Origin of the sequence: Mesorhizobium sp. YC-39, assembly GCF_025753795.1 — a bacterium.
Lineage (GTDB): Bacteria > Pseudomonadota > Alphaproteobacteria > Rhizobiales > Rhizobiaceae > Mesorhizobium.
Map to the genome: position 1 here is coordinate 17566 of NZ_JAOWPS010000001.1, position 22580 is coordinate 40145.

At 63.6% G+C, this 22580-nt stretch carries 19 protein-coding genes and 1 tRNA gene; 9 read left to right on the forward strand and 11 right to left on the reverse strand.

The window, feature by feature from the left end; translation table 11 throughout:
* Positions 1-75: 75 nt before the first annotated feature.
* The 4 genes from OHD62_RS00085 to OHD62_RS00100 form a co-directional block, all read right to left on the reverse strand.
* A complete protein-coding gene (locus tag OHD62_RS00085) occupies positions 76-324 on the reverse strand; it encodes a Trm112 family protein (protein WP_263780165.1) in 249 nt (82 codons plus the stop codon).
* Between the two features lie 84 nt (positions 325-408).
* Complete coding sequence (locus OHD62_RS00090) at positions 409-1080, reverse strand: LON peptidase substrate-binding domain-containing protein (protein ID WP_263780166.1); 672 nt, start codon at positions 1078-1080, stop codon at positions 409-411.
* 227 nt (positions 1081-1307) lie between these two features.
* Positions 1308-2300 carry a thioredoxin gene (trxA, locus tag OHD62_RS00095; protein WP_263780167.1) on the reverse strand — a complete coding sequence of 331 codons (993 nt, stop codon included), beginning with the start codon at positions 2298-2300 and terminating at the stop codon, positions 1308-1310.
* Positions 2301-2404: 104 nt separating this feature from the next.
* Positions 2405-2902: a prolyl-tRNA synthetase associated domain-containing protein gene (locus OHD62_RS00100; protein WP_263780169.1), complete on the reverse strand. Its 498-nt coding sequence runs from the start codon at positions 2900-2902 to the stop codon at positions 2405-2407.
* 220 nt (positions 2903-3122) lie between these two features.
* Here OHD62_RS00100 and OHD62_RS00105 point away from each other — a divergent pair.
* Together OHD62_RS00105 and OHD62_RS00110 are read left to right on the forward strand one after the other, a co-directional pair.
* Positions 3123-3197 (forward strand) — tRNA-Gly (locus tag OHD62_RS00105).
* A 428-nt stretch (positions 3198-3625) separates the two neighbouring features.
* The gene (locus OHD62_RS00110) at positions 3626-4561 is read left to right on the forward strand and encodes a hypothetical protein (RefSeq protein WP_263780170.1); all 936 of its coding nucleotides are present in this window, start codon (positions 3626-3628) and stop codon (positions 4559-4561) included.
* Positions 4562-4701: 140 nt separating this feature from the next.
* On the opposite strand, the gene OHD62_RS00115 is transcribed toward OHD62_RS00110, so the two are convergent.
* Positions 4702-5571 carry a helix-turn-helix domain-containing protein gene (locus tag OHD62_RS00115; protein WP_263780171.1) on the reverse strand — a complete coding sequence of 290 codons (870 nt, stop codon included), beginning with the start codon at positions 5569-5571 and terminating at the stop codon, positions 4702-4704.
* A gap of 106 nt (positions 5572-5677) precedes the next feature.
* Here OHD62_RS00115 and OHD62_RS00120 point away from each other — a divergent pair, with 106 nt between their 5' ends.
* The 5 genes from OHD62_RS00120 to OHD62_RS00140 all read left to right on the forward strand — a co-directional run bounded on the left by OHD62_RS00120 (position 5678) and on the right by OHD62_RS00140 (position 12102).
* Positions 5678-6949 carry an ABC transporter substrate-binding protein gene (locus OHD62_RS00120; protein ID WP_263780172.1) on the forward strand — a complete coding sequence of 424 codons (1272 nt, stop codon included), beginning with the start codon at positions 5678-5680 and terminating at the stop codon, positions 6947-6949.
* Positions 6950-7161: 212 nt separating this feature from the next.
* Positions 7162-8022: a carbohydrate ABC transporter permease gene (locus OHD62_RS00125; RefSeq protein WP_263780173.1), complete on the forward strand. Its 861-nt coding sequence runs from the start codon at positions 7162-7164 to the stop codon at positions 8020-8022.
* Positions 8019-8855: a carbohydrate ABC transporter permease gene (locus OHD62_RS00130; protein ID WP_263780174.1), complete on the forward strand. Its 837-nt coding sequence runs from the start codon at positions 8019-8021 to the stop codon at positions 8853-8855. The genes OHD62_RS00125 and OHD62_RS00130 overlap by 4 nt, the downstream gene beginning before the upstream one ends.
* Positions 8856-8863: 8 nt before the next feature.
* Positions 8864-9949, forward strand: coding sequence for an ABC transporter ATP-binding protein (locus tag OHD62_RS00135; protein ID WP_263780175.1), 1086 nt, complete (start codon positions 8864-8866; stop codon positions 9947-9949).
* 107 nt (positions 9950-10056) lie between these two features.
* Positions 10057-12102 (forward strand): aldo/keto reductase, encoded by a 2046-nt coding sequence (locus tag OHD62_RS00140; protein ID WP_263780176.1) that lies wholly within the window; start codon positions 10057-10059, stop codon positions 12100-12102.
* 171 nt (positions 12103-12273) lie between these two features.
* Here the strand turns inward: OHD62_RS00140 and OHD62_RS00145 are convergent, their stop codons facing one another.
* The 4 genes from OHD62_RS00145 to OHD62_RS00160 all read right to left on the reverse strand — a co-directional run bounded on the left by OHD62_RS00145 (position 12274) and on the right by OHD62_RS00160 (position 16400).
* Positions 12274-13365, reverse strand: a complete 1092-nt coding sequence (locus OHD62_RS00145; RefSeq protein ID WP_263780177.1) for a Gfo/Idh/MocA family protein — start codon at positions 13363-13365, stop codon at positions 12274-12276.
* A 130-nt stretch (positions 13366-13495) separates the two neighbouring features.
* Entirely contained in the window at positions 13496-14662 is a 1167-nt protein-coding gene (locus tag OHD62_RS00150; protein ID WP_263780178.1) for an ABC transporter substrate-binding protein, read from the reverse strand.
* A gap of 68 nt (positions 14663-14730) precedes the next feature.
* Complete coding sequence (locus tag OHD62_RS00155; protein ID WP_263780179.1) at positions 14731-15576, reverse strand: ABC transporter permease; 846 nt, start codon at positions 15574-15576, stop codon at positions 14731-14733.
* A complete protein-coding gene (locus tag OHD62_RS00160; RefSeq protein ID WP_263780180.1) occupies positions 15573-16400 on the reverse strand; it encodes an ABC transporter ATP-binding protein in 828 nt (275 codons plus the stop codon). Before OHD62_RS00160 ends, OHD62_RS00155 begins: the two co-directional genes overlap by 4 nt.
* A 306-nt stretch (positions 16401-16706) precedes the next feature.
* Between OHD62_RS00160 and OHD62_RS00165 the strand changes: the two genes are divergently transcribed.
* Positions 16707-17657 (forward strand): MurR/RpiR family transcriptional regulator, encoded by a 951-nt coding sequence (locus tag OHD62_RS00165; RefSeq protein ID WP_263780181.1) that lies wholly within the window; start codon positions 16707-16709, stop codon positions 17655-17657.
* Positions 17658-17855: 198 nt separating this feature from the next.
* A complete protein-coding gene (locus OHD62_RS00170) occupies positions 17856-19634 on the forward strand; it encodes an NAD(P)/FAD-dependent oxidoreductase (protein WP_263780182.1) in 1779 nt (592 codons plus the stop codon).
* Positions 19635-19788: 154 nt separating this feature from the next.
* Here the strand turns inward: OHD62_RS00170 and OHD62_RS00175 are convergent, their stop codons facing one another.
* Both OHD62_RS00175 and OHD62_RS00180 read right to left on the reverse strand, forming a co-directional pair.
* Positions 19789-21018 (reverse strand): amidohydrolase/deacetylase family metallohydrolase, encoded by a 1230-nt coding sequence (locus OHD62_RS00175; RefSeq protein WP_263780183.1) that lies wholly within the window; start codon positions 21016-21018, stop codon positions 19789-19791.
* Positions 21019-21084: 66 nt separating this feature from the next.
* A complete protein-coding gene (locus OHD62_RS00180) occupies positions 21085-22578 on the reverse strand; it encodes a M81 family metallopeptidase (protein ID WP_263780184.1) in 1494 nt (497 codons plus the stop codon).
* Between the last annotated feature and the right edge of the window lie 2 nt (positions 22579-22580).

Here is a 22580-nt window from a genome sequence, read left to right on the forward strand (position 1 = left end):
GCGGGGGAGATGCCTGGCAAGGCAGAGGGGGGTGCTGTCCCACCGGCATCAGGGGTTCTGTACCGCCGCGACGCTTCAAGCAGGCCCCCCCAGGCGCGGCGGAGGCGGCGACAGCACATCCTCGGCCGAGATCGAGCGCGCTTCCGAAGGCAGCATGATCGGGATGCCGTCGCGCACCGGATAGGCAAGCTTTGCCACCCTCGAGATCAGTTCGCCACGTTCCGGATCCCAGGCCAGCGGCCCCTTGGTCAGCGGACAGGCCAGCAATTCCAGCAGTTTGGGATCGACATCGATCTTCTTGCCGTCACGCCCGTCCGCCGCCATCGACTTCCTCTTTCTCAGCCAACTGAGAGCCTAAGGTGTGTTGAGATTCAGGTCAGGCCGGCGTCACCTGAATATCGACGCACCTTACTGCAAACTCGAACCAAAATCCTCATTCTCGCGCGCCAGCGCCATTTCGGTGATGGCGATCAGCGTTTCGGCGCGCGTCTTCAGATCCGACGCTTCGAGCAGCGCCTGTTTCTCGGCCGGTCCATAGGGCGCCATCATCGACAGCGCATTGACCAGCATGGCGTTTTCCGCGCGGCTGACGCTTTCCCAGTCGGCTTCCAGATCATTGGCCTGCAAATAGGCGCGGAACGCCCTGAGCAGTGCCGGCCGGTCGATCCCGGCCTCCGCCTGGTCTTCGTCCAGGTCGGTGAGAAAGGGCGCGAAACGGCACTGGCGAAACGGCGTCTTGGCGGAGAGTTCATGCACGATGCGGAACCGGCACACGCCTTGCAGCGAAATCAGATAGCGGCCGTCGCCGCTCTCGGAAAACGCGATGATGCGCCCGGCGCAGCCGACGCTGCAGAGCTCTGGATCGCCATCGGCGCGCAGCGCCCCGTCGAGACTGGGCTGGATCATGCCGATCAGCCGCGGTCCGGCGATCGCCTCGTCCACCATCTGCAGATAGCGCGGCTCGAAGATGTTGAGCGGCATGCGGCCTCCCGGCAGCAACAGCGCGCCTTCGAGCGGAAAGATCGGAATGGTCGACGGCAGATCCGTGCCCAGCCGGTAATGCGCGTTTCCCGCTTGCACCTCAATCCTCCCGACGCTTCCAATGCATGTCGCGCAAGAGTGCGTAGCGGTTTTTGCGATAGCGACATGCATAAAAACAAGAACAGCGCATCAAACCCGTACGTCTCCCACCCGACACGCGCAAGCCTGTCGTCGGGAGAACGAAACGGACCATCGGCCCGACCTACCGGTCCTATCTGGCGCAGCCGTCGCCGGCCGCAAGGCCAACGGTCAAAAACAGCGCCGGCTCAGGAAAACAGCAACGACGACAATTTGCGCCGCGCCGATAGCGTCGCCTCGTCGGTCATTCCCCAGGCCTCGAAGAATTGCAGCAACTGGTTCCTGGCGCCATCGTCGTTCCAGGTGCGATCCGCCTTGACGATCGCCAGCAGATTGTCGGCCGCCGCCATGCGCTCACCCTGGGCGTTCTGGATCATGGCGAGATCGAACCGTGCCTGGTGATCGCCGGGATTGTCGGCCAGGCGCCGCTCGAACTCGGCCGGATTGCCAAGCGCCGATGCCTGCGCGGCAAGCGCCATCTTGGCGCGCACCGCGGCGAGCGGCGGTGCATCCTTCTTTGCCTCCGGCGCCCGCGCCAGCACGACTTCCGCGCCCTCGGCATCGCCGGCCTCGAACAGAAGGTCGGCTAGCCCGGCGATCGCCTCGATCGTTTCCGGCGCCTGCTCCAGGATCGCCTCGTAGATGTCGGCGGCTGTCTGCGCGTCGCCGGCCTCGCGCGCCTCCACCGCCGCCGCGAGCGCCTCGGCGACCTGCGGCGCACCGCCATTTTTGCCGCCGACCTTCTGGATGAATTGGGTGATCTGGCTCTCTGGAATGGCGCCCATGAAGCCGTCGACCGGCTGGCCGTCCTTGAAGGCGATGACCGCCGGGATCGACTGGATGCCGAGCTGGCCGGCGATCGACGGATGGTCATCGATGTTCATCTTGACCAGCTTGACCTTGCCGCCGGCGGCCTTCACCGCCTTTTCCAGGAGCGGCGTCAATTGCTTGCAGGGGCCGCACCACGGCGCCCAGAAATCGACCAGCACCGGCTGACGGCGTGATTCCTGGATGACGTCGGCGGCGAATGTGGCGGTGGTTGTGTCCTTGATGACGTCGGCTGGCGCCTCGCCAAGCGCGACTTTCGCGGGCGCCGCCTCGGCGCCGCCATACTGCACCGATGTGGCGTACTGGCCGCTATTGCTGCCGAATTGGCCGCCAAATGGATTGTTATCGCTCATCTTATCGCCCTTTCGGTCGCGCCGCCGGCTTCGGCCTGGCGCAACGTCTTGTCTCCAGAAGTCGGTTTTTCAGCCATCCGGCTTTTCCGCCATCCATGTGGCGCTTATGCCGAGACTTTCAAGATAGCAGCATCATGCCCGGTTGCCTCGACGAATCTGACGAGATCGGCGGCGGCAATCGACGTCGTTGCCTCATTGGTCAGCGGATGGGCGTTGATCACCGCATGGCTCATCAACTCCTGGTCGAGAACGACCTTGACCCGCAGCTTCGTATCGTTGATCAGCCCGAAAACCGTGACCGCGCCCGGAACGACGCCGAGCAGCTCCATCAGCATCTCCGGCCTGCCGAAGGAGACGCGGCCGGCGGCGCCGATCACATGATGGATCTGCTTAAGGTCGACCTCCGCCTCCTCGTCGACGCTGACCAGGAAGAAATTGTCCTTCTTGTCCTTGAGGAACAGGTTCTTCGTATGCCCGCCGGCGATTTCGCCGCGCAGCGCCTGCGAATCGGCGACCGTGAACAGCGGCGGATGGCGCCGCGTCGAGACGTCGATGCCGAGATCGGCGAGAAAGGCGAAAAGCTCTGCTTCGGTTTTCGGCATCAGGCTTCCTGTCGACGCGGTTCCGGTCAAGCCGTTTACGGCCAATGACGTGGCCGAGACAAGACCGTTGCGCCAGGGGACCATGATTCCGTTAGCCGCCACCGTTGCGAGGGCCTTGTTTGCGCCGCCGGGCGCCGTCGAAAAAGCCTGCGATTTCCCTGTTGCAATCGCCGCGCTCTTCAGCCATATAGGCGCGGCTTGCGGCCCAAAAGCCGCGCGAGCGGGTGTAGCTCAGGGGTAGAGCACAACCTTGCCAAGGTTGGGGTCGAGCGTTCGAATCGCTTCACCCGCTCCAGTTTCCTTCAGGGAAATCAAGCAGATGCGAACAGGCCGGATCCCCTTCCGGCCTTTTTCGTTTTCAGCGGGCGCCACAGATCGAGCGCTACGGCGCCGCGCCGCGCGTCCTTGCCGAAAATCGAATCCGATATTCCGATCATTCATCCGTTCGGCCGATGTCCCTGGCCAAGGAAGATCCGACATTGAAACCGATCCCTTGGGGATCATTGGACTGTCCTGCCCCTTTATGACTGTCCAGGGAGCACCGCCGGCTCCGGCCGGCGGTGCTTTTTGCACGTCGCCCCGCAGTGGTTTTGGGACAGCGACAGGCATGAAAACAATGACTTGATACGCCAACCGGGGTCCGTCCGCCATATCGTCCATCTGGAGCGGCAGGCCACCCCAGTGCGGAAAATCGTGTCTAAATGCGGCACAGATTATTAATCGTTGTTCACCAACAATATCTGTTGGCTTTATCGTATTCTGGAGTTGATTTTTTTGGCCGTACTTGGCGCTCTCCCTTCCGATCTTCGTTGTCGGCCAATTCGCGAAGCTGACTGGGAAGGAGTGGTCGACTGCCTGTGCAGGGGCTTTCCGGAGCGTGATCGGAGTTACTGGATACAGGCGCTGACTCGTTTGTCGCAGCGGCCTGCCGTCGCCGAATTCCAAAAATATGGCTTTGCCTTGGAGAAGGCTGGTCGGATCGTCGGCGTCGTGCTGACCCTTTATACCCGTTACCAGGGGCAGGAAGGCGACGAAATCCGCTGCAACCTTTCAAGCTGGTCCGTCGACGCAGAATTCCGTCCCTACGGCGCCATGTTGGTTGCGACGGTTCTCAAGCGAAGGGATGTGACCTACACGAACATCTCGCCGGCGCCCGCAACATTAAAGGCCAACCGGGCGCTCGGCTTTCGCCTCTTTTCCAGCGGACAATTTGCCTTCTTGCCGGCTTTGAATTCGGTGCAGCGGTCATGTCGCGTGCTCGAAGTTCGTCCCGACCTTGCGGAAATGGCGATGCTGTCCGACGGTGAGAGATACATACTCTCGGAACACGCCGCGCTGGGCTGTCTGTCATTGATTTGCATTTGCGACGGAGCAGCGTTTCCTTTGGTGTTGATGCCGCGCCGAACATTGCGCGGTCTTATCCCATGCTATCAGATCATCTATTGCCGCTCCCTCGCGGATTTGAGCCGGAGCGCTGGTGCCGTGGGGCGCTTTCTCTTGCGAAGCGGAATCCTGCTTTGTGTCGTCGACGCCAAGGAGCCGATTGCAGGTCTGTTCGGGTGGTACCGCCCCAACAGGGGGCTGAAATACTTCAAGGGGCCCAGACCACCCTCGCTTGGAGATCTGACGTTCACCGAGCTTGTGATATTCGGTCCCTGAACGAAGGCGCAAGGTCAATCAGGCGACACCGATTTGCGGCTGCATACCGAGGTACGCAATTTGGACGACTCGCCAAGCAAACAGCGGCTTGGTGCCGCCAGATAACTCCGCTGCAGGCTGGGCGCCATGCACGGATCGGGCTATCTGGCGCCGACGCCCCGGCGAAAATCCGACGGCGACATGCCGGCCAGCTTGCGGAACGATTTGTTGAAGGCGCTGAGCGAGCCGAAGCCGCTCTCCATGGCGACGCGCAGCACGTTGGCGTCCTGGTGCATCAACAGCGCCTGCGCGTAGCTTAGCCGCAACAGGTTGACATATTCGTTGAGCGTCATCCCGGTCGATTTCTTGAACAGGCTCATGGCGTATTTGGGATGGATATCGGCGGCGGCAGCGATGGTCACGCAGTCGATGTCGTAGAGAAAATTCTCGGCAATGAAGTCGCACATGCGCCCGACATTGCGCGACGACTGCTGATCGAAAGGGCTGCCGGTTTCCTGACCCGTCGGCGTTTCGGGCACCAGCCGGTAGGGCTCGAACCGCACCCGCTCCAGCCGCAGCAGAAGCTCGTTCACGGCGTGCTCGGCCCTGGCCGGATCGCCTGAACGGGCATAGCGGTTCCAGCGTTCGAAACTGTCATTGTCGGAGCGGTCGGTGGCCGATGTCACCAGCGTCGCGCCGGTCATCAGCCGGTGCCTGATATCGGCGGGCAGATGCAGCCGGAAGAAATGCACCAGCGGCAGATGCGCGCCGGCATAGACGGCATCGTCGCTGAGATCGTCCATCTGATGCGGCAGCCCGCCCCAGAACAGGCACATCTCGCCGGCCGAAAGCGAGATCTCGTGATCGTTCATCCGGTAGTGGACAGTGCCGCGTACGATGAAGTTCACCTCGACCTGGGCATGCCAATGCGGCTTCAGCATCACCAGCGGATGGTTGTGGAACATCTGCAGGGCCAGCGGCAGGCCTTCCACGCTGCTGGCACCAGGCTGGTAAAACGGCCGTTCCGGCATCTTACTTTCCGCCAATTTCTTATTCCCTTTGACGGGGACAAGCCCTCCACGCTGCTTAGTCTAGCCATGCTCACAGTGAGAGAGCAAATGAAATGGGAGGATTTCAATGCGCACCACACTGACCTGCGCCGCGCTCGTGCTTGCCCTGGGCTCCGGCCCGGCCTTGGCTCAATCCGGCGAAATCACGATCTGGAGCTGGAACATCGCCGCTTCGTCGCTGAAGGCCACCGTCGAAGGCTTTAACAAGCAATTCCCCGACATCGAGGTCACGGTCCAGGATCTCGGCAACCAGCCGACCTATGACAAGTCGATCGCCGGCTGCGCCGCCGGCGGCGTCGGCCTGCCCGACATCGTCTCGATCGAGAACGGCGAGGCCGAGAACTACTGGAGCCAGTTCCCCGACTGCTTCGTCGACCTGCACACGCTCGGCTACAGCGCCGAGGACCAGAAAAAATTCCCCGATTTCAAGCGCACCGAACTCGAAGTGGGCGACAAGGCCTATGCCATGCCCTGGGATTCCGGGCCGGTCGCCGCCTTCTACCGCCGCGATTTCTATGAGAAGGCCGGCGTCGATCCCGCCTCGATCAAGACCTGGGACGATTTCATCGCCGCCGGCAAGAAGATCCAGGCCGCCAATCCGGGCGTGACCATGACCAACGCCGACTTCAACGGCGACACCGAATTCTTCCGCATGATCTCCAACGAACAGGGCTGCGCCTATTTCGCCGCCGACGGCCAGTCGATCACGGTCAATCAGCCCAAATGCGTCGATACGCTGGCCAAGATCAAGGAGATGAAGGACGCCGGCATCATCACCTCTGCCGACTGGAGCACCAAGATCACCAACAACACCGCCGGCACCGTCGCCACCCAGGTCTATGGCGGCTGGTATGAGGGCACCATTCGCACCGAATCGGCCGGCGAAAACGGCAAATGGGGTGTCTATCCGATGCCGAGCCTGACCGCCGACGGTCCCCGCGCCGCCAATCTCGGCGGTTCCTCGCTCGCCATCACCGAAGCGTCGAAGAACAAGGAAGCCGCCTACGCCTACCTGAAATACACGCTGGAAACCAATGAAGGCCAGATAGCCATGCTGAAGGGTTTCGGCCTGGTGCCCTCGCTGATCTCGGCGCTCGACGACCCCTATGTTTCCGAGGGCCAGCCCTATTGGGGCGGCCAGGCCGTGTGGAAGGACATTCTCGCCACTCTGCCCAAGGTTGTCCCCAGCCGCGGCACGCCGTTCCAGAGCGACGCCGAGATCATCATGCGCGCGGTGCAGACGAAGTATCTCGGCGGCGGCTATCCCGACGCCAAGGCAGCACTCGACGATGCCGCGAACCAGATCGCCTCGGCGACCGGCCTGCCGATCAAGGAGTGAGCGCCGCTCTCCCTTCTCCCCTTGTGGGGTCCGAAGGACGGGGCGAGACCAGTGGCTCGCCCCCGGGCGGTGTCGCCGAAGGCGACGGATGAGGGCTGCTCCAGCTTGGCAATGACGGCGATCCGCCCAGCACCCCTCAACCATCTTGGCGCTGTGCGCCAATCCACCTTCTCCCACAGGGGGAGAAGGACAGGTGAGGAAAGGAGGTAACAATGCGCACTCAGAATGCCACGGCCTACCGCTTCCTCGCGCCCTATCTCCTGATCTTCTCGGTCTTCTGGGTCTGGCCGATCATCTCGTCCTTCCTGATCTCCTTCCAGGCGACGCGCACCGTACCGTGGCGGTTCGCGCCCACCTTCAACTGGGGCCGGCTGATCGGCGACCCTGCCTTCTTCAACGCCTTGAAAAACACTTTGCTCATCCTCGTCATCCAGGTGCCGGTGATGATCTCGCTGGCGATCGTCATGGCGGTGCTGCTGAACTCGCCGCTGCTGAAGGCGCGCGGCCTCTACCGCTTTGCCTTCTTCGCCCCCGTGGTGGTCGGCGAGGTCGCCTATTCGGCGGTGTTCCGGCTGATGTTCAACCTCGATTTCGGCATCATCAACAAATTGCTGAACGGCGTCGGCTTGCCCAAGATCGACTGGTTCTCCAACGTCACCCCGGCGATGGCTGTCATCATGATCGCGGTGACCTGGCGCTGGGCCGGCTATAACGCTATCATCCTGCTCGCCGGCCTGCAGTCGATCCCCGACGATGTCTATGAGGCGGCGACGCTCGACCGCGTCAGCAAGGTGAGGCAGTTCTTCTACATCACCTTGCCGCTCCTCAAGCCGGTCATCGTCTTCTGCGCCGTGCTGTCGATCATCGGCACCATGCAGCTCTTCACCGAGCCGTTCCTGATCACCGAACGCGGCGGACCCGGCGGCGGCACCGAGACGCTCGGCCTGCTGCTTTACCGCCAAGGCTTCCGCTCGCTCAATTTCGGCTACGCCTCGGCCGTCGCCTACACCATGGCAGGCCTCGCCATCGCCATCACGCTGGTGCAGCTATGGCTGACGAGGGACCCGAAATGAGCTCGCTGTCCCAGGCCCGGCTCGGGCGCAGCATCGCGCTGCATCTGTTCCTGACGCCGCTGGCGCTGATCTGGCTGTTTCCGCTGTGGATGATGGTGGTGTTCTCGACCATGCCCGACAACGGCATCTTCAGCCCCGGCATCGAGCTTCTGCCGCATGGCGGTTTCCTCGACAATTTCAACAATCTGCAGCGCGGCACCAATTTCGTCGGCGCCATCGGCATCTCGGTGTCGGTGGCGGTGACCTACACTTTCCTGTCCGTGCTGCTCACCTCGATGGCCGGCTGGGCGCTGGCGCGCTACCAATTCTTCGGCAAGGGCTTGGTCGTCGCCATCATCCTCGGCACCATCACGCTGCCCTACGCCGTCGTGCTGATCCCGCAATTCATCATGGTGGCGCGCGACTTCCAGCTCGCCAACACCTGGGTGGCGCTGATCGTCCCGCCGCTGTTCAATTCCCTGGGCGTGCTGTTCATGCGGCAAGCCTTCTCGATGATGCCGCATGAACTGTTCGATGCCGCCCGCGTCGAAGGCGTGAAGGAATGGCGCATCTTCCTCTTCGTCGCGCTGCCGCTGGCGCGGCCGATGCTGGCAGCGCTCGCCATCATCCTGTTCCTCGCTTCCTGGAACAACTACCTCTGGCCGCTGCTGATCAACAGCCAACCCGGCGCGATGACGGCTCCGGTGGCGCTCGGCACGCTGATCGGCCTGACCAAGGTGTCGTGGGGGGGCATCATGGCGGGCGCCGTCATGCTGACCGTGCCGATGCTGGTCGTCTTCGTGCTGCTGCAGCGTCATTTCATCGCCGGCATCGCCGCCGGCGCGGTCAAGTAAGGGTCGGCATGGCAGCAGTCACACTCAACAATGTCATCAAGCGCTTCGGCGTCTACGAGATCGTCCATGGCGCCAGCATCGACATCAAAGACGGCGAATTCGTCGTCTTCGTCGGCCCCTCCGGCTGCGGGAAATCGACACTGCTCAGGATGATCGCCGGACTGGAGGACATCAGCGGCGGCGAGATCGCCATCGGCGGCAAGGTGGTGAACGATGTCGAGCCGGCCGATCGTGGCATCGCCATGGTGTTCCAGTCCTACGCGCTCTATCCGCACATGACGGTGGAACAGAATCTGAGCTTCGGGCTGAGGATGAACGGCAACCCGAAGGCCGACACCGACCGCCGCGTCAAGCGCGCGGCCGAGATCCTGTGCATCGACGAACTGATGCAGCGGCGCCCCAGGCAATTGTCGGGCGGCCAGCGCCAGCGGGTCGCCATCGGCCGCGCCATCGTGCGCGAACCGCAAGTGTTCCTGTTCGACGAACCGCTGAGCAATCTCGACGCCGAACTCAGGGTGCAGATGCGGGTCGAGATATCGCGCCTGCACAAGGAGCTCGGCGTCACCATGATCTATGTGACGCACGACCAGACCGAGGCGATGACGCTGGCCGACCGGATTGTCGTGCTCAAGGCCGGTCATATCGAGCAGATCGGCGCGCCGCTCGATCTCTATGACGACCCCGCCAACCGCTTCGTCGCCGGTTTCGTCGGCTCGCCGAAGATGAATTTCATGGCGGCGAAAGTGATCGCTATCGAAAACGGCGTGGCAACCGTCGAGCTCGCCAACCATCGCGGCGCCCGGCTGCGCAAGACGCTTTATCAAGCTCCACCCAAGGTCGGCAGCGATGTCGTGCTCGGCGTCCGGCCAGAGCACTTTTTCGATGCCGGACAGGGCGACTGCGACATATCGGTCAAGGCCGATGTCGCCGAGCACCTGGGGTCGGTGAGCTACGTCTACGCCGATGCCGGAGACGGGGAACTGATCATCGAGCGCGAGGCCTCGCGGCAGCGGGCGAGCGGCGACCATTTGGTGGTGTCGATCAAGGCCGGCAAGTCGCTGCTCTTCGACACGTCAGGCGCGAGGATCCGCTAGTGCATGTCGCCCAAAAGTGCCCTGCGGTTTTGGGGCAACGACATGCATAAACCAGAACTTTCTTTGCCCGATCCGAATGCGTCGAGGCGACCCCAAGGAGATTTGAAATGAGTTCCGTATCAAGAAAAGTTCGCTGGGGCATTCTCGGACCTGGCAGCATCGCCAGATCCTTTGCCGGCGGGGTGGCGCAATCGCGCACCGGAGCGCTGGTGGCACTCGGCGCCCGCGACCCGGGCAGGCCGGGCCTCTCCGAAGCTTTTCCCGGCGCCCGCATTCTCGACGGCTATGACGCCTTGCTCGCGGACACGGACGTCGATGCCGTCTACATTTCGATACCGCATCCCGGCCACGCCGAATGGGCGATCAAGGCGGCCGAAGCCGGCAAACATGTGCTTTGTGAAAAGCCGCTTGCGCTGACCGCCTTCGAGGCCGACGCGATGATCCACGCGGCACGCAAGGCCGGCACGTTCCTCGGCGAGGCCTTTATGTACCGGCTGCATCCGCAGACGTTGAAGCTCGTCGAGCTGGTCAAGTCCGGCGCGATCGGCGAGATCCGAATGATCAAGTCGAGCTTCGGCTTCGCCATGCCGGGTTTCATGCCGGAGCACCGGCTCTATGCCAACGATCTCGCCGGCGGCGGCATCCTCGATGTCGGCGGCTATCCCGTCTCCATGGTGCGGCTGATTGCAGGCGCCGCGGCGGGCATGCCTTTCGCCGAACCGGACAAGGTGATGGGTACCGCGCATCTCGGCCAGTCCGGTGTCGACGAATGGGCCTCGGCGCTGCTGCATTTCCCCGGCGGCATCGTTGCCGAGGTTTCCTGCAGCATCTCGCTGACGCAGGACAATGTGCTGCGCATCCTCGGCACCAGGGGCAGCATCGAAGTGCCGGACTTCTGGTTCGCCGGCGGCAACCGCGATGTCGGCCTGGGCAGGATCGACATCGTCCAGCCTGACGGCACGCGTGAAATCATCAGCGTCAACGAAACCCGCCATGTCTATTCCTTCGAGGTCGACGCCGCCGGCGAAGCGATTCTCGCCGGCAAGCAAGAATTTGCCTGGCCGGGCATGGGCTGGGCCGACAGCCTCGGCACTCTGCGCGTGCTCGACAGATGGCGCGCGGCGGTCGGGCTGGAATACGAAATCGAAAAGCCGGCAAAACGCCTCAACACGATTTCCGGCCGGCGGCTGCGCAGCGATGGCGCCACGATTCCGAAACGCCAGATTCCGGGCCTGCGGCGACCGGCTTCGTGCCTGGCGCTCGGCTTCGAGGATTTCCGTACTTTTTCCTCGGGCGCGATCCTGCTCGATGCCTTTTTCGAGACCGGCGGCAATCTGTTCGACACCGGCTATGTCTACGGCGCCGGCTATACCGAGACGCTGCTTGGCCAATGGCTAAGGAATCGCGGCGTGCGCGAGCAATCGGTGGTCATCGCCAAGGGCGCGCATTCGCCGCTCTGCTACCCCGATGTCATCGGCAAGCAGCTTGCCCAATCGCTCGACCGGCTGCAGACCGACCATGTCGATATCTACTTCATGCACCGCGACAATCTGGATGTGCCGGTTGGCGAGTTCGTCGACGCCATGGACCAGGAGGCGAGCGCCGGCCGCATCCGCGGTCCGTTCGGCGGCTCCAACTGGACGATGGCGCGCATGGACGAGGCGATTGCCTATGCCGAGCGGACCGGCAAGCAAAAGCCCGGCGCGCTCTCCAACAATTTTTCGCTGGCCGAGATGCTGGAGCCGATCTGGGCCGGCTGCGTCACCGCCTCCAGTGACGACTGGAAGGCGTGGCTGACCGCCCGTCAGATGCCGAATTTCGCCTGGTCGAGCCAGGGCCGCGGCTTCTTCACCGAACGCGCTGGGCGCGACAGGCGGGACAATGAGGAACTGGTGCGGGTCTGGTATTCGGAGAAGAATTTCGGCCGCCGCGACCGCGCCATCGAGCTCGCCAGCAGGCTGGGCAAGGCCCCGATCCATGTCGCGCTCGCCTATGTCCTGGCGCAGCCGTTTCCGTCCACGCCGCTGATCGGCCCGCGCACGCTCGGCGAACTGGACGACAGCCTGCAGGCGCTCGACATCGCGCTATCGCCGGACGATCTCGCCTGGCTGGACAGCGGTTCGGACCGGCCCCGCGCGCGAAGCAGGGGGTGAGATCAGCGGTCCTGCCTTCTCCCCTTGTGGGAGAAGGTGGATCGGCGCGCAGCGCCGAGACGGTTGAGGGGTGTTGGACGGATCGCCGTCGGAGTCAAGCTGGAACACCCCTCATCCGACCGAGCTTCGCTCGGCCACCTTCTCCCACAAGGGGAGAAGGCAGAACCTGTCTCACGCCAGCTCCACAGTTCGTCCCAGCTCGATGCTCTGCTCGGCGGCCAGCACAATACGCAGGCTGTTGACCGCCGCGTCCATCTGTTCGGTCAGATCGAGATCCTCGCGGATGGCGCGCAGGAAGAACGCCTGCTCGCGGTCGCAAAGCTCCTGGTGGCCCGGCTCGTCCTCCATGCTGACGATCTCGTCGGGCTTGCTGAAGTTCTTGTCGCCGTCGACCTGCGCATAGTGGATCTTCAGCGCATCGGTCTTGGTGTGACGGTCGATGTCGGCGGAGTTCGACACCTCGGCGGTGTCAGCCGCGCTGCTTGCCGTCTGGCCGGCGACGATCGAGACCGCGCCCTTGGGACCGACCACGTCCTTCACGAAATAGGCAGTCTCGCTCATCATCGGGCCCCAGCCGGCTTCGTACCAGCCGACCGAGCCGTCGTCGAAGGTGACATGCAGATGGCCGTAATTCTGCTTGTCGGCTTCCGCCCACAATTTGGCGCCGATGCCATGCACGCGCACCGGCTTGGCGCCGGTCAGCTGGCACATCACATCGACATAGTGCACGCCGCAATCGACGATCGGGATCAGCGAATCGATCAGGTTCTTGTGCCAGTGCCAGGCGCTGCCGCTGCTCTGCTGGTTGAGGTTGAGCCGCATGACCAGCGGCTTGCCCAGTGTCTTGCCGACCTCGATGAACTTGATCCAGGAGGGATGCACCCGCAGGATATAGCCGAGTACCAGCTTGCGGTTTTTCGCACGCGCCGCGGCGACGACCTTTTCGGCATCCTCGATATTGGTGGCGAGCGGCTTTTCCATGAACACATGGCAGTTGGCGGCGATTGCCTTAAGCGCGTATTCGGCGTGCGTGTTGGGCCAGCTGTTGATGGAGACGGCATCGGGTTTCGTCTCCTTCAGCGCCTGGTCGAAATCCTCGTAGCGCGGATAGCCTGAGAGTTCCGCCGGGATCTTTGTGTTGCTCTTGATCGAGCGGCTCATGATGCCGACGATCTCGAAACCGTCAGAGCGATGATAGGCGCTGGCATGCGACGCGCCCATATTGCCGAGCCCCACCACCAGCACTTTTACCTTGTCGGCCAACGCCACCTCCCGCATGTCTCTTGTTTGACCATGATCTGATCCGAAAACCGGTTTCCACTTTTCGGGATCATGGTCTTGAATAGCTGCGGGCGGCGATCCGTTCGCCGCCCGCTGATCGTTTGCCGGCGTCCTACTTGACCGCCGAGTCGAACAGATGCGCCTTGATCTTCTCGACGTCGAGCGCCGCAAAACCTTCCGACAGCTTGTAGCCATCGGCATCGGCCTTGACCTTGGCCTTGTCGAAGGTATTGGCCGGGCCGATCAGATCGTTGGTGCAGACGTCCTCGGCCTTCACCGGATTGGTGATCTGGCCGATCTTGTGGATCTCGTCGAAGAAGCCCTGCCAGCTCGCCATGTCGTGCGAGCCCCAGCCGCCACGCTTGTCCATATCGCCACGGAAGACATTGATCTGCTGCAGGATGGAGGTGGTGCCGAGCTCGGGGCCGAGATTCTTGGCCAATGTCGGGAACTGCTCGAACACCGCCTCGACGGCGGCACGTGGATTCTGGTAGCCGAACTCCAACCCCATCGCCCAGCCGCGCAGATACTTTTCCAGGAACGCCTTGCGGTCCGGGTCCTCGAGATCGGCGGTGCGCACGACGAAGGTGTTGGCCGGCAGTTTCGAGTTCCGCACACCGAGCCAATATTCGAAGTCGAGGCCCTTGGCGATCCATTCGGCGCGCAGGCCTTCCCATGACAAGGCGGCGTCGCCCTGGCCACCGGCAAGTGCGGTGCCCCAGGTCGGCCAGCCGGCCTCGACATATTTCACCTTCTTGATGTCGACGCCTTGCGCGGCCAGCAGCGGGTCGGTGATCGACTGCCAGGCGGCGGAGCCGAGCAGGATGGTCTTGCCTTCCAGCGTCTTCAGGTCGTTCGTGCCCTCGCCTTTGCGGAAGGCGATGCTGAACGTATCGCGCGCGCCCATGTGGAACACGGATTTGAGCTTCATGCCGTTCTGGATGGCAAAGGAGAACACACCGGGCGAGGGGAAACCCATATCGGCCTGACCGACATCGACGAACTTCACCGTTGCGGTGCCGTCCGACGGTCCCGGCTGCATGTCGGTGTCGAGGTCGCCGAAATAACCGGCCTTCTTGGCCGCCCAATAGGGATAGTCGTCCAGCACTTCGAGCGTGCCGCGCGGCGAGATCCAGGTGAACTTTCCGTAAGCCTCGGCCTTGGCTCTGAGGCCGGAAGCGCCGAGCGCGGTCGCCGTCACCAGCCCGGCGGCGGTCACTTGCAGGAAGTAACGGCGGTTGATCCCCGCACTATGGCTGATCGAACTTTCTTTGGTCATGGCATTCCCCTTTTTGTTGATTGCTCTGCCTTGTCCGCCCGCCTCCCGGGCGGCTCACCTGTTTGCTGTTATGCCTCCCAGCTCGCCCATTTCTTGCCGATCAGGAAGAACAGCACATAGATCAGGATGCCGAGGGTCGAGAGGATCAGCACCACCGCGAAGAATTGCGGCATCTGGATCATCGACGAATAGGTGGTCAGCCGGTTGCCGAGGCCGAAGCCGCCGCCGACCATTTCGGCGCCGACGGCGGTCAACAGCCCGAAGATCGCGCCGATCATCAGCCCGACCAGGATCATCGGCAGCGCCATTGGCGCGCGGATCTTCCAGAAGATCTGCAAGGTGCTGGCGCCATAGGAGCGCGCCAGCGCGATCTTGGCGCTGTCGACGCGGCGAAATCCGGTCGCGGCATTGATCATCACCATCGGGCCGGCGGCGAGCGCCACCGCGATGATGCGCGGCGTGTAGCCGAAGCCGAAACGCAGGATCAAAAGCGGCACCAGCGCAAGCATCGGCGTGGTGACCAGGATCAGGATGTAGGGCGCGACGATCTTCTCGGCGAAAGGGAACTGCGTGATGACGGCGGCCAGCACCAGGCCGATGATGGCGCCGATGGTGAAGCCGGACATAAGCTCGACCAGCGTGTAGCCGAGATGCGGCGCGATCAGCGGGAATTCGTCGAACAGCGCGTAGGCGATCGAGCTTGGCGGCGGCATGATGTAGAGCGGCACATGGAACAGGCGCAGCGCCAACTCGATGCCGCCGATAATGACCACGGCAACGGCGATGATGGCCGCCACCTCCTTGCCCGACTTGATGCCGGGACCGCTGGCAAAGGCCGACAGATTGGTCAGGCTGACGTCATGTCCGTCGCCGGCCTTCTTGGAGAATTCCGGGATGGCGTCGCCTCCGCTCACGGCCTGATCCTCACGATTTCGGCGGTGGGCCGATCCGGCGCCTTCGGCCGGGTGCGCTCGCCGACAATGTCCATCTTGATCTTGTTGGTGAGGTCGAAGACTTCCTTCGTCGCCATGATCTCCAGCGAGCGCGGGCGCGCGAACGGCACGCGATATTCCTTGGCGACGCGGCCGGGGCGCGCGCTCAGCACCACCACCCTGTCGGACAGGAAGATCGCCTCCTCGATACTGTGGGTGATGAAGACGATGGTGGTCTTGGTGTCGAGCCAGATCTCCTCGACCAGCCGGTTCATCTCCTCGCGGGTAAAACTGTCGAGCGCGCCGAAGGGCTCGTCCATCAACAGCACGGACGGTTTCAGCGCCAGCGCCCGCACGATCGCCGCGCGCTGTTGCATGCCGCCGGAAAGCTCGCGCGGGAACTTGCCGCCGAAACCGTCGAGCCCGACGCGGTTGATCAGATGCGCGATCCAGGCGCGATCCGGCTTCTCGCCCTTGATCTCGAAGGGAAAATGGATGTTGGCATCGAGATTGCGCCAGGGCAGGAGATTGGCTTCCTGGAAGACGATGCCGATATCGGGATGCGGACCGGTGATTTCCTTGCCGTCGAGCCGCACCCCGCCGCTGGTCAGCCGGTGCAGGCCGGACATCGACCACAGAAGCGTAGTCTTGCCGCAGCCGGAGGGACCGACGATCGAGACGATCTCATTGGCATGGACGTCGACGCTGCAACGGTCCAGCGCCAGAAGGTCGCCGGAAGCCGTGTGATAGACCTTGGTCGCGGCCTGCACGCCAAGCTTCGGGGTGGTTGCACTGCCCGCGTTCATGCGCCCCTCGGAGATTGCGCGATGAGCCACTGGGTCATCCCGCGAAAATCAGTCTGTAACTATCCTACTTTACTGTCAAGCGAAGAGCGGCGCGTGGCATGACAGTTTGTGAACTCGATTATCAAGGCATTGTTTCTATTATATTTTCTGCTGCTTGAAAAGAATGTTGCTTTCCTACATACTCCTGAAAAGTGGCTCCGGCGGTCGGCAGGCAAGCGCAACATTCGCACCCCGCGTTGCAGACGTGATGACGGCATGCAGACATGGTAGAGATTCCAGCTCCACGAACGATTGGGGGAAGGCTCAATGACCGAAGCTGATGGGTGGACCTCAAGCGGCGATCCTGGCGGGCGCGACCCCGATGGACGCGATCATGTCAGGCGCATCCCCGACATCATCTCGCTGATCAAGGATTCCTATGCCGAGTTGCGCCCGGCGGAGCGGCGCGTCGCCGATGTCGTGCTCGACGACGTCAGATACGCGGTCGATGCTTCCAACGCCGCCCTTGCCGAGCGCGCCGGCGTCAGCGAACCGACCGTAACCCGCTTTTGCCGCGCCATCGGCTGCGACGGCGTGCGCGACTTCAAGCTGAAGCTGGCGCAGAGCCTCGTCGTCGGCGCGCTCTACCTGAGCAAGCCGCCGCCAGCCAGCGCCGACAATGGCATGCCGTTCTGGAATGCCGTGTTCGGCGAGGCACGCCAGGCACTGCAGGAAGCCGAGCGACAGCTCGATCCGGCGCAGTTGGTCAAGGCGGCCGAGCTGATCGCCAAGGCGCGCCAGGTCACGGTGTTCGGCCTTGGCGGCTCCTCGTCGGCGCTGGCGCAGGAAACCCAGTACCGGCTGTTCCGCTACGGCATCACCGTCAGCGCCCAGTGCGATCCCTATCTGATGCGCATGACCGCCTCGACCCTGAAGCCCGGCGATCTGGTGATAGCCATCTCGGCGACAGGACGAACCCGGGAAGTGATCGAGGCCGTGGAACTCGCCAAGCACTACCGCGCCAATGCGATCGGCATCACCGCGCCCGACACCGAGCTCGCGCGCGCCTGCGACGTCAGGCTGACAGTGGCGGTGCCCGAATACCCCGACACGCTGAAGCCGACGGCCTCGCGCTTCGCCTTCCTGGCGGCGATCGACCTGATGGCGGTGGCTGCCGCCTACAAGCTCGACGGCTCGGCCCGCGAAACGGTCCGCCGCATCAAGTACAACGCCCAGATCCACAGGACGGGCAAGGAAATGGAACCGCTGGGGGACTGAGGGGGCAGTTCCCTTCTCCCCTTGTGGGAGAAGGTGGATTGGCGCGTAGCGCCAAGACGGATGAGGGGTGTTGGACGGAGTGGGACGCTGGTGTTCTCTGGAACACCCCTCATCCGTCGCCTTCGGCGACACCTTCTCCCACAAGGGGGAGAAGGGAAGACAGGGCGGCGCCGACTTGAAAAGGTAGAAGGAAGACACATGCTCGAGATCGCACCATCGAAACAGGCGGCCACCTGGCTTTCCTCCTTTGCCCAGGCGCTTGAGGCGAGCGACGTCAAGGCAGTTACCAACCTGTTCGTCGACGACTGCTACTGGCGCGACCTCCTGACCTTCACCTGGAACATCAAGACCATGGAAGGCCGCACCGCGATAAGCGACATGCTGCAAACCACACTGGCGACGGCCAAGCCGACCGCATGGCAGCTTAGCGGCGAGGCCAGCGCGGACGAAGGCACGATAGAAGCCTGGTTCACCTTCGAGACGGCATCGGCGTGGGGCCAGGGTATAATGCGCCTCAAGGACGGACGATGCCGGACGCTGTTCACCGCGATGACCGACCTCAAGGGGTTCGAGGAGCGCAAGGGCCCGGCGCGGCCTCTCGGCGTGCGCCACAAAGCCGATCCGGACCGCGAGACCTGGTCGGAGGTGAGGACGCGCGAGACACGTGATCTCGGCGCCAGCGAGCAGCCTTACTGCCTGGTCATCGGAGGCGGCCAGGGCGGCATCATGCTGGGCGCGCGGCTCCGGCAGCTTGGCGTGCCCACCATCGTCATCGAGAAGAATGCGCGGCCCGGCGATTCCTGGCGCAACCGCTACCGTACGCTCGTGCTGCACGACCCCGTCTGGTACGACCATCTGCCCTACATCCCGTTTCCGGAGAACTGGCCGGTGTTCACGCCCAAGGACAAGATGGGCGACTGGCTGGAAATGTACACGCGGGTCATGGAGCTGAATTACTGGGTCGCCACCAGATGCGTCACCGCCAGCTATGACGAAGCCGAGAAGGTCTGGACGGTCGTCGTCGACCGCGTCGGCCGGCGCATCACGCTGAAGCCGAAGCACATCGTCTTCGCCACCGGCGCCTACGGTCCGCCAAGGCGGATCGATCTGCCCGGCGCAGTGGCCTTCCAGGGCGAGCTGCTGCATTCCAGCCAATATTCCAGCGGCGAAAAATTCCGCGGCAAACGCGTTGCCGTCATCGGTTCGGCAAGCTCGGGACATGATGTCAGCGTCGACCTGTGGGAGAGCGGCGCCGAGGTGACCATGATCCAGCGCTCGCCGACCACGGTCGTCAAATCGGATACGCTGATGGAGGTCGGCTTCGAGATCTTTTCGGAAAAGGCGCTGGAGCGCGGCATCACCACCGAGAAGGCCGACATGATCGTCGCCTCGACGCCATTCGCGCTGGTACCTCAAGGCCAGCGTGCGCTCTACGATATCATCAGGGAGCGCGATGCGGCCTTCTACGACCGCTTGCGCGCCTCCGGCTTCGCCCTCGATTTCGGCGACGACGAGACCGGGCTTTTGATGAAGGCCTATCGCACCGGCTCAGGCTATTACATCGATGTCGGCGCCAGCGACCTGATCATCGACGGCCAGATCGGCGTGCGCAGCGGCGTCGGCATCAAGGCGCTGACGCCGACCGGCATCCTCTTCGACGACGGCACCGAACTCGCCGCCGACGCCATTATCGCCTGCACCGGCTACCAGTCGATGAACGAGAACGTCGCGACGATCGTCTCGCGCGAGGTCGCCGACAAAGTCGGCCCATGCTGGGGCCTTGGCTCGGGGGTGAAGGGCGACCCCGGCCCCTGGCAAGGCGAGTTGCGCAACATGTGGAAGCCGACGGCGCAGGAAGCGCTCTGGTTCCACGGCGGCAATCTGGCGCTGTCGCGTTTCTATTCCAAGTATGTGGCGCTGCAGATCAAGGCGCGGATGGAAGGGATTGCGACGCCGGTTTATGGAGCGCCGAGGTGAAGCTGTGATCTCCCCCCTTGAGGGGGAGATGGCCGGCAGGCCAGAGGGGGTCGCCGCGCGTCGAGCGCCAACCCTCATCCGTTGCAGGAGGGCGAACCCGGTCGGACCGACCCCCTCTGTCGCCTTCGGCGACATCTCCCCTCAAGGGGGGAGATCACACACGCCCGAAATGCCGGGCTGCAACCTCGACATGCGTATGCGGGGCATGCGCTTCGAAGCGCTCGATGTCGCCAAGATCGTTAGCCGCCTCATTCGGCCACCAGACGCCGCCAATCACAATGCCGTCCGATACCAACCGCTCACCGGCGACCAATGCCGCTCCGACCGCATCGACAAAAGTAAAACTGCCTGAACGCAGGCGCAGCACCGAGACGTCGCCGACGCCACCCACCTTGAGCGCACCGAGATCGGGCCTGGCGATCGCTTCCGCCGGCCGCTGTGTCGCCGCGCGCAGCACCTCGACCAGCGGCATGCCGAGCGCCAGCAGTTTCGACATACAGACCAGTATGTCGAAGGCCGGACCGTCGACGCAGTAGAGATGCACGTCGCTGCTGATCACGTCCGGCGCCAGCCCCTCCTTCAGCATCGCCTTGGCAACCTCGAAATCGAACGAGCCCATGCCATGACCGATATCGAAGATGACGCCGCGTTCGCGCGCCAAAAGCATGTCGGGCCTGACCGCACCCGAAGCGAAGACCGGCGCGTTGGGAAACGGTCGGAAGCAGTGGGTGAGGATATCGCCCTTGCGCAGGCGCGGCAGGACTTCCGAGCGGCCGGGCGGCGGCTCGTCTATATGCGCCATCAGCGGCAGGCCGGCCTGGTCGGCGGCCTCCAGCGCCAGATCGACCGGCGCGATGCCGCTGGTGCCGCCGGCATGCTTGCCGGAACGCACCTTGACGCCGACGACGACATCGGCGTGCTCGCGCACCGCCGCCACCGTCTCGCGCGGCTCGCAGAGCCTGAGGTCGCTGCACTCGCCGACCGCCACGCTATGCGAGAAGCCGAATATGCCGGCAAAGGAAATGTTGACATAGGCCAGGATGCGGACCTTCGAGCGCTCGATGACGTGGCGGCGAAAGCCAAGGAAATTGCCGGCGCCGGCACTTCCCGCATCGATGAAAGTGGTGGTGCCGCTCTTGGCGGCAAGACGGTCGGCATCGACGCCAAGCGAGGTGCCGCCCCAATAGACATGGCTGTGCAGGTCGATGAGCCCGGGCGTGACGATGGAGTCGCTGGCGTCGATGACACGCGCCGCGCGTTCGAACGGGATGTCGGCCTCGATCGCGGCGATGCGGCCGGCGGCGATGGCGAGATCGCGCGGCGCGTCGAGCCCGGATGCCGGGTCGATCAGGCGGCCGCCTTTCAGGAGCAGATCAAATTGCATCGACGCCTAGCCTCCGGTTCTTTCCATGCTGACGGCCCGAGATGCTTTCGGAAAACAAAGCCGACTTCAGGCCGCGGCCTCGCCAGACCTGTCAGTCCCAAAGGGATCTGCCACGATCGGCCAGATCGGGCGCTTGAGCTTGCGATAGGGCGTGGTGACGGGATTGTTGGGATAGCAGCCCTCGACCGCGACATAGATGATTTCGCGTGCGACCGGGACGAAGCCGGCATGGAAATGGTTGGTCGATTTGATGACCAGCACCTGCTTGCCCAGCGGGTCGACGCCGAGATTGGAGAAAATGTCGGGCTCGAAGGTCTGCGTGCGGTTGGTGTTGATGACGATGTCGATCTCCGTGCCCGCCAGGCGCAGCACAGCCGAGGGGCCGAGCGGCACCAGGCTCGACCCGAACGACTGCCGGGCGTCGGGCGCCAGGCGACGAACCTCGAAGGCGCCGTCAAAGGGCATGCCGCTGGCAATGCTGGTCTTGCCGCCGATGCGGATGTCGAGCACCGTGCCTTCGCCCGCGCCTTGCGCCCTCGCGACGGCCTGCGGATCCCAGATGGTGGCCACGCCTGCACTTTTGACACGGCTTTCGACCAGCGCATGCAGCAGGACGGTGTTGTCGCCGGCGGTCCCGCCGCCGGGATTGTCCCACATGTCGGCGAGCACGAACGGCTTGTCGCCATGGCCGCCTGTTCTGACCCGTTCGATGGCCTCGCCGACCGTCACGCTGCGCATCGCCGTCGAGCCGCGCATGGCGAAAACCTCCCGGCCAAGCCGCTCGGCCAGCGCATTGCCGGCGGCGCGGTCATTGTCGCTGACCACCAGAAGCTGCGTGCCGGTCTCGGCGGTGTCGCCGGCCAGAAACCCGTGGATCAGCGACACCGACAGGATGCCGTCCTTGCCCTGCAGCGCCTTGATCCGGTCGACGAAGGAGCGCATCGGCTCGCGGCTGGTCGGGAACACGTCGATCATCCGGCAGTCGAAGGTCGAGATCTCAGGCCGGATCCTGCCGCGCGCCGCCGCCAGCGCCAGTTCGACGACATGCTCGGCGCGCTCGACGAAATCGGTGTGCGGAAATTCCAGGAACGCCGCCAATATGTCGGCCGCCGCGACGCGCTTCTTTGTTAGATGGCTGTGCGGATCGAGTTCGGCGGCGACGATCACATTAGGGCCGACGATCTCGCGCACCCGCGCCAGCAGATCGCCTTCGCAATCGTCCAGCCCGCGCGCGATCATCGCGCCATGCAGGCCGAGCACGACGCAATCCACAGGCATCGCGGCCCGCAACTGGTCGAGGATTTCGTCGCGCAGCGCCTCATAGACATCGAGCCTGACATAGCCGCCGGGTTCGGCCCAGGTAGCAGTGCCCTCGATCAGGGTGAAGCCCTCGGCCTTGGCCCGCCGGCGCAGGACGGGGATTGGCGCGGAGCACAGCGTCGGGGTTTCCGGATGCTTGCCGGGCGGTGCGTAAAACGCCATCTCGAAGGACGAGCGGTCGGTCGAGACCGGCGAGAAAGTATTGGTCTCGGTTGCGAGCGAAGCCGTGAAGACACGCATGG

Bases quoted from the DNA above. Each gene is read 5' to 3' on its own strand.
- OHD62_RS00140 (WP_263780176.1), top strand. From the start codon at position 10,057: ATGAGTTCCGTATCAAGAAAAGTTCGCTGGGGCATTCTCGGACCTGGC.
- OHD62_RS00125 (WP_263780173.1), top strand. From the start codon at position 7,162: ATGCGCACTCAGAATGCCACGGCCTACCGCTTCCTCGCGCCCTATCTC.
- OHD62_RS00170 (WP_263780182.1), top strand. From the start codon at position 17,856: ATGCTCGAGATCGCACCATCGAAACAGGCGGCCACCTGGCTTTCCTCC.
- OHD62_RS00120 (WP_263780172.1), top strand. From the start codon at position 5,678: ATGCGCACCACACTGACCTGCGCCGCGCTCGTGCTTGCCCTGGGCTCC.
- OHD62_RS00130 (WP_263780174.1), top strand. From the start codon at position 8,019: ATGAGCTCGCTGTCCCAGGCCCGGCTCGGGCGCAGCATCGCGCTGCAT.
- OHD62_RS00135 (WP_263780175.1), top strand. From the start codon at position 8,864: ATGGCAGCAGTCACACTCAACAATGTCATCAAGCGCTTCGGCGTCTAC.
- OHD62_RS00085 (WP_263780165.1), bottom strand. From the start codon at position 324: ATGGCGGCGGACGGGCGTGACGGCAAGAAGATCGATGTCGATCCCAAA.
- trxA (WP_263780167.1), bottom strand. From the start codon at position 2,300: ATGAGCGATAACAATCCATTTGGCGGCCAATTCGGCAGCAATAGCGGC.
- OHD62_RS00180 (WP_263780184.1), bottom strand. From the start codon at position 22,578: ATGCGTGTCTTCACGGCTTCGCTCGCAACCGAGACCAATACTTTCTCG.
- OHD62_RS00160 (WP_263780180.1), bottom strand. From the start codon at position 16,400: ATGAACGCGGGCAGTGCAACCACCCCGAAGCTTGGCGTGCAGGCCGCG.
- OHD62_RS00150 (WP_263780178.1), bottom strand. From the start codon at position 14,662: ATGACCAAAGAAAGTTCGATCAGCCATAGTGCGGGGATCAACCGCCGT.
- OHD62_RS00175 (WP_263780183.1), bottom strand. From the start codon at position 21,018: ATGCAATTTGATCTGCTCCTGAAAGGCGGCCGCCTGATCGACCCGGCA.
- OHD62_RS00115 (WP_263780171.1), bottom strand. From the start codon at position 5,571: ATGCCGGAACGGCCGTTTTACCAGCCTGGTGCCAGCAGCGTGGAAGGC.
- OHD62_RS00165 (WP_263780181.1), top strand. From the start codon at position 16,707: ATGACCGAAGCTGATGGGTGGACCTCAAGCGGCGATCCTGGCGGGCGC.
- OHD62_RS00100 (WP_263780169.1), bottom strand. From the start codon at position 2,902: ATGCCGAAAACCGAAGCAGAGCTTTTCGCCTTTCTCGCCGATCTCGGC.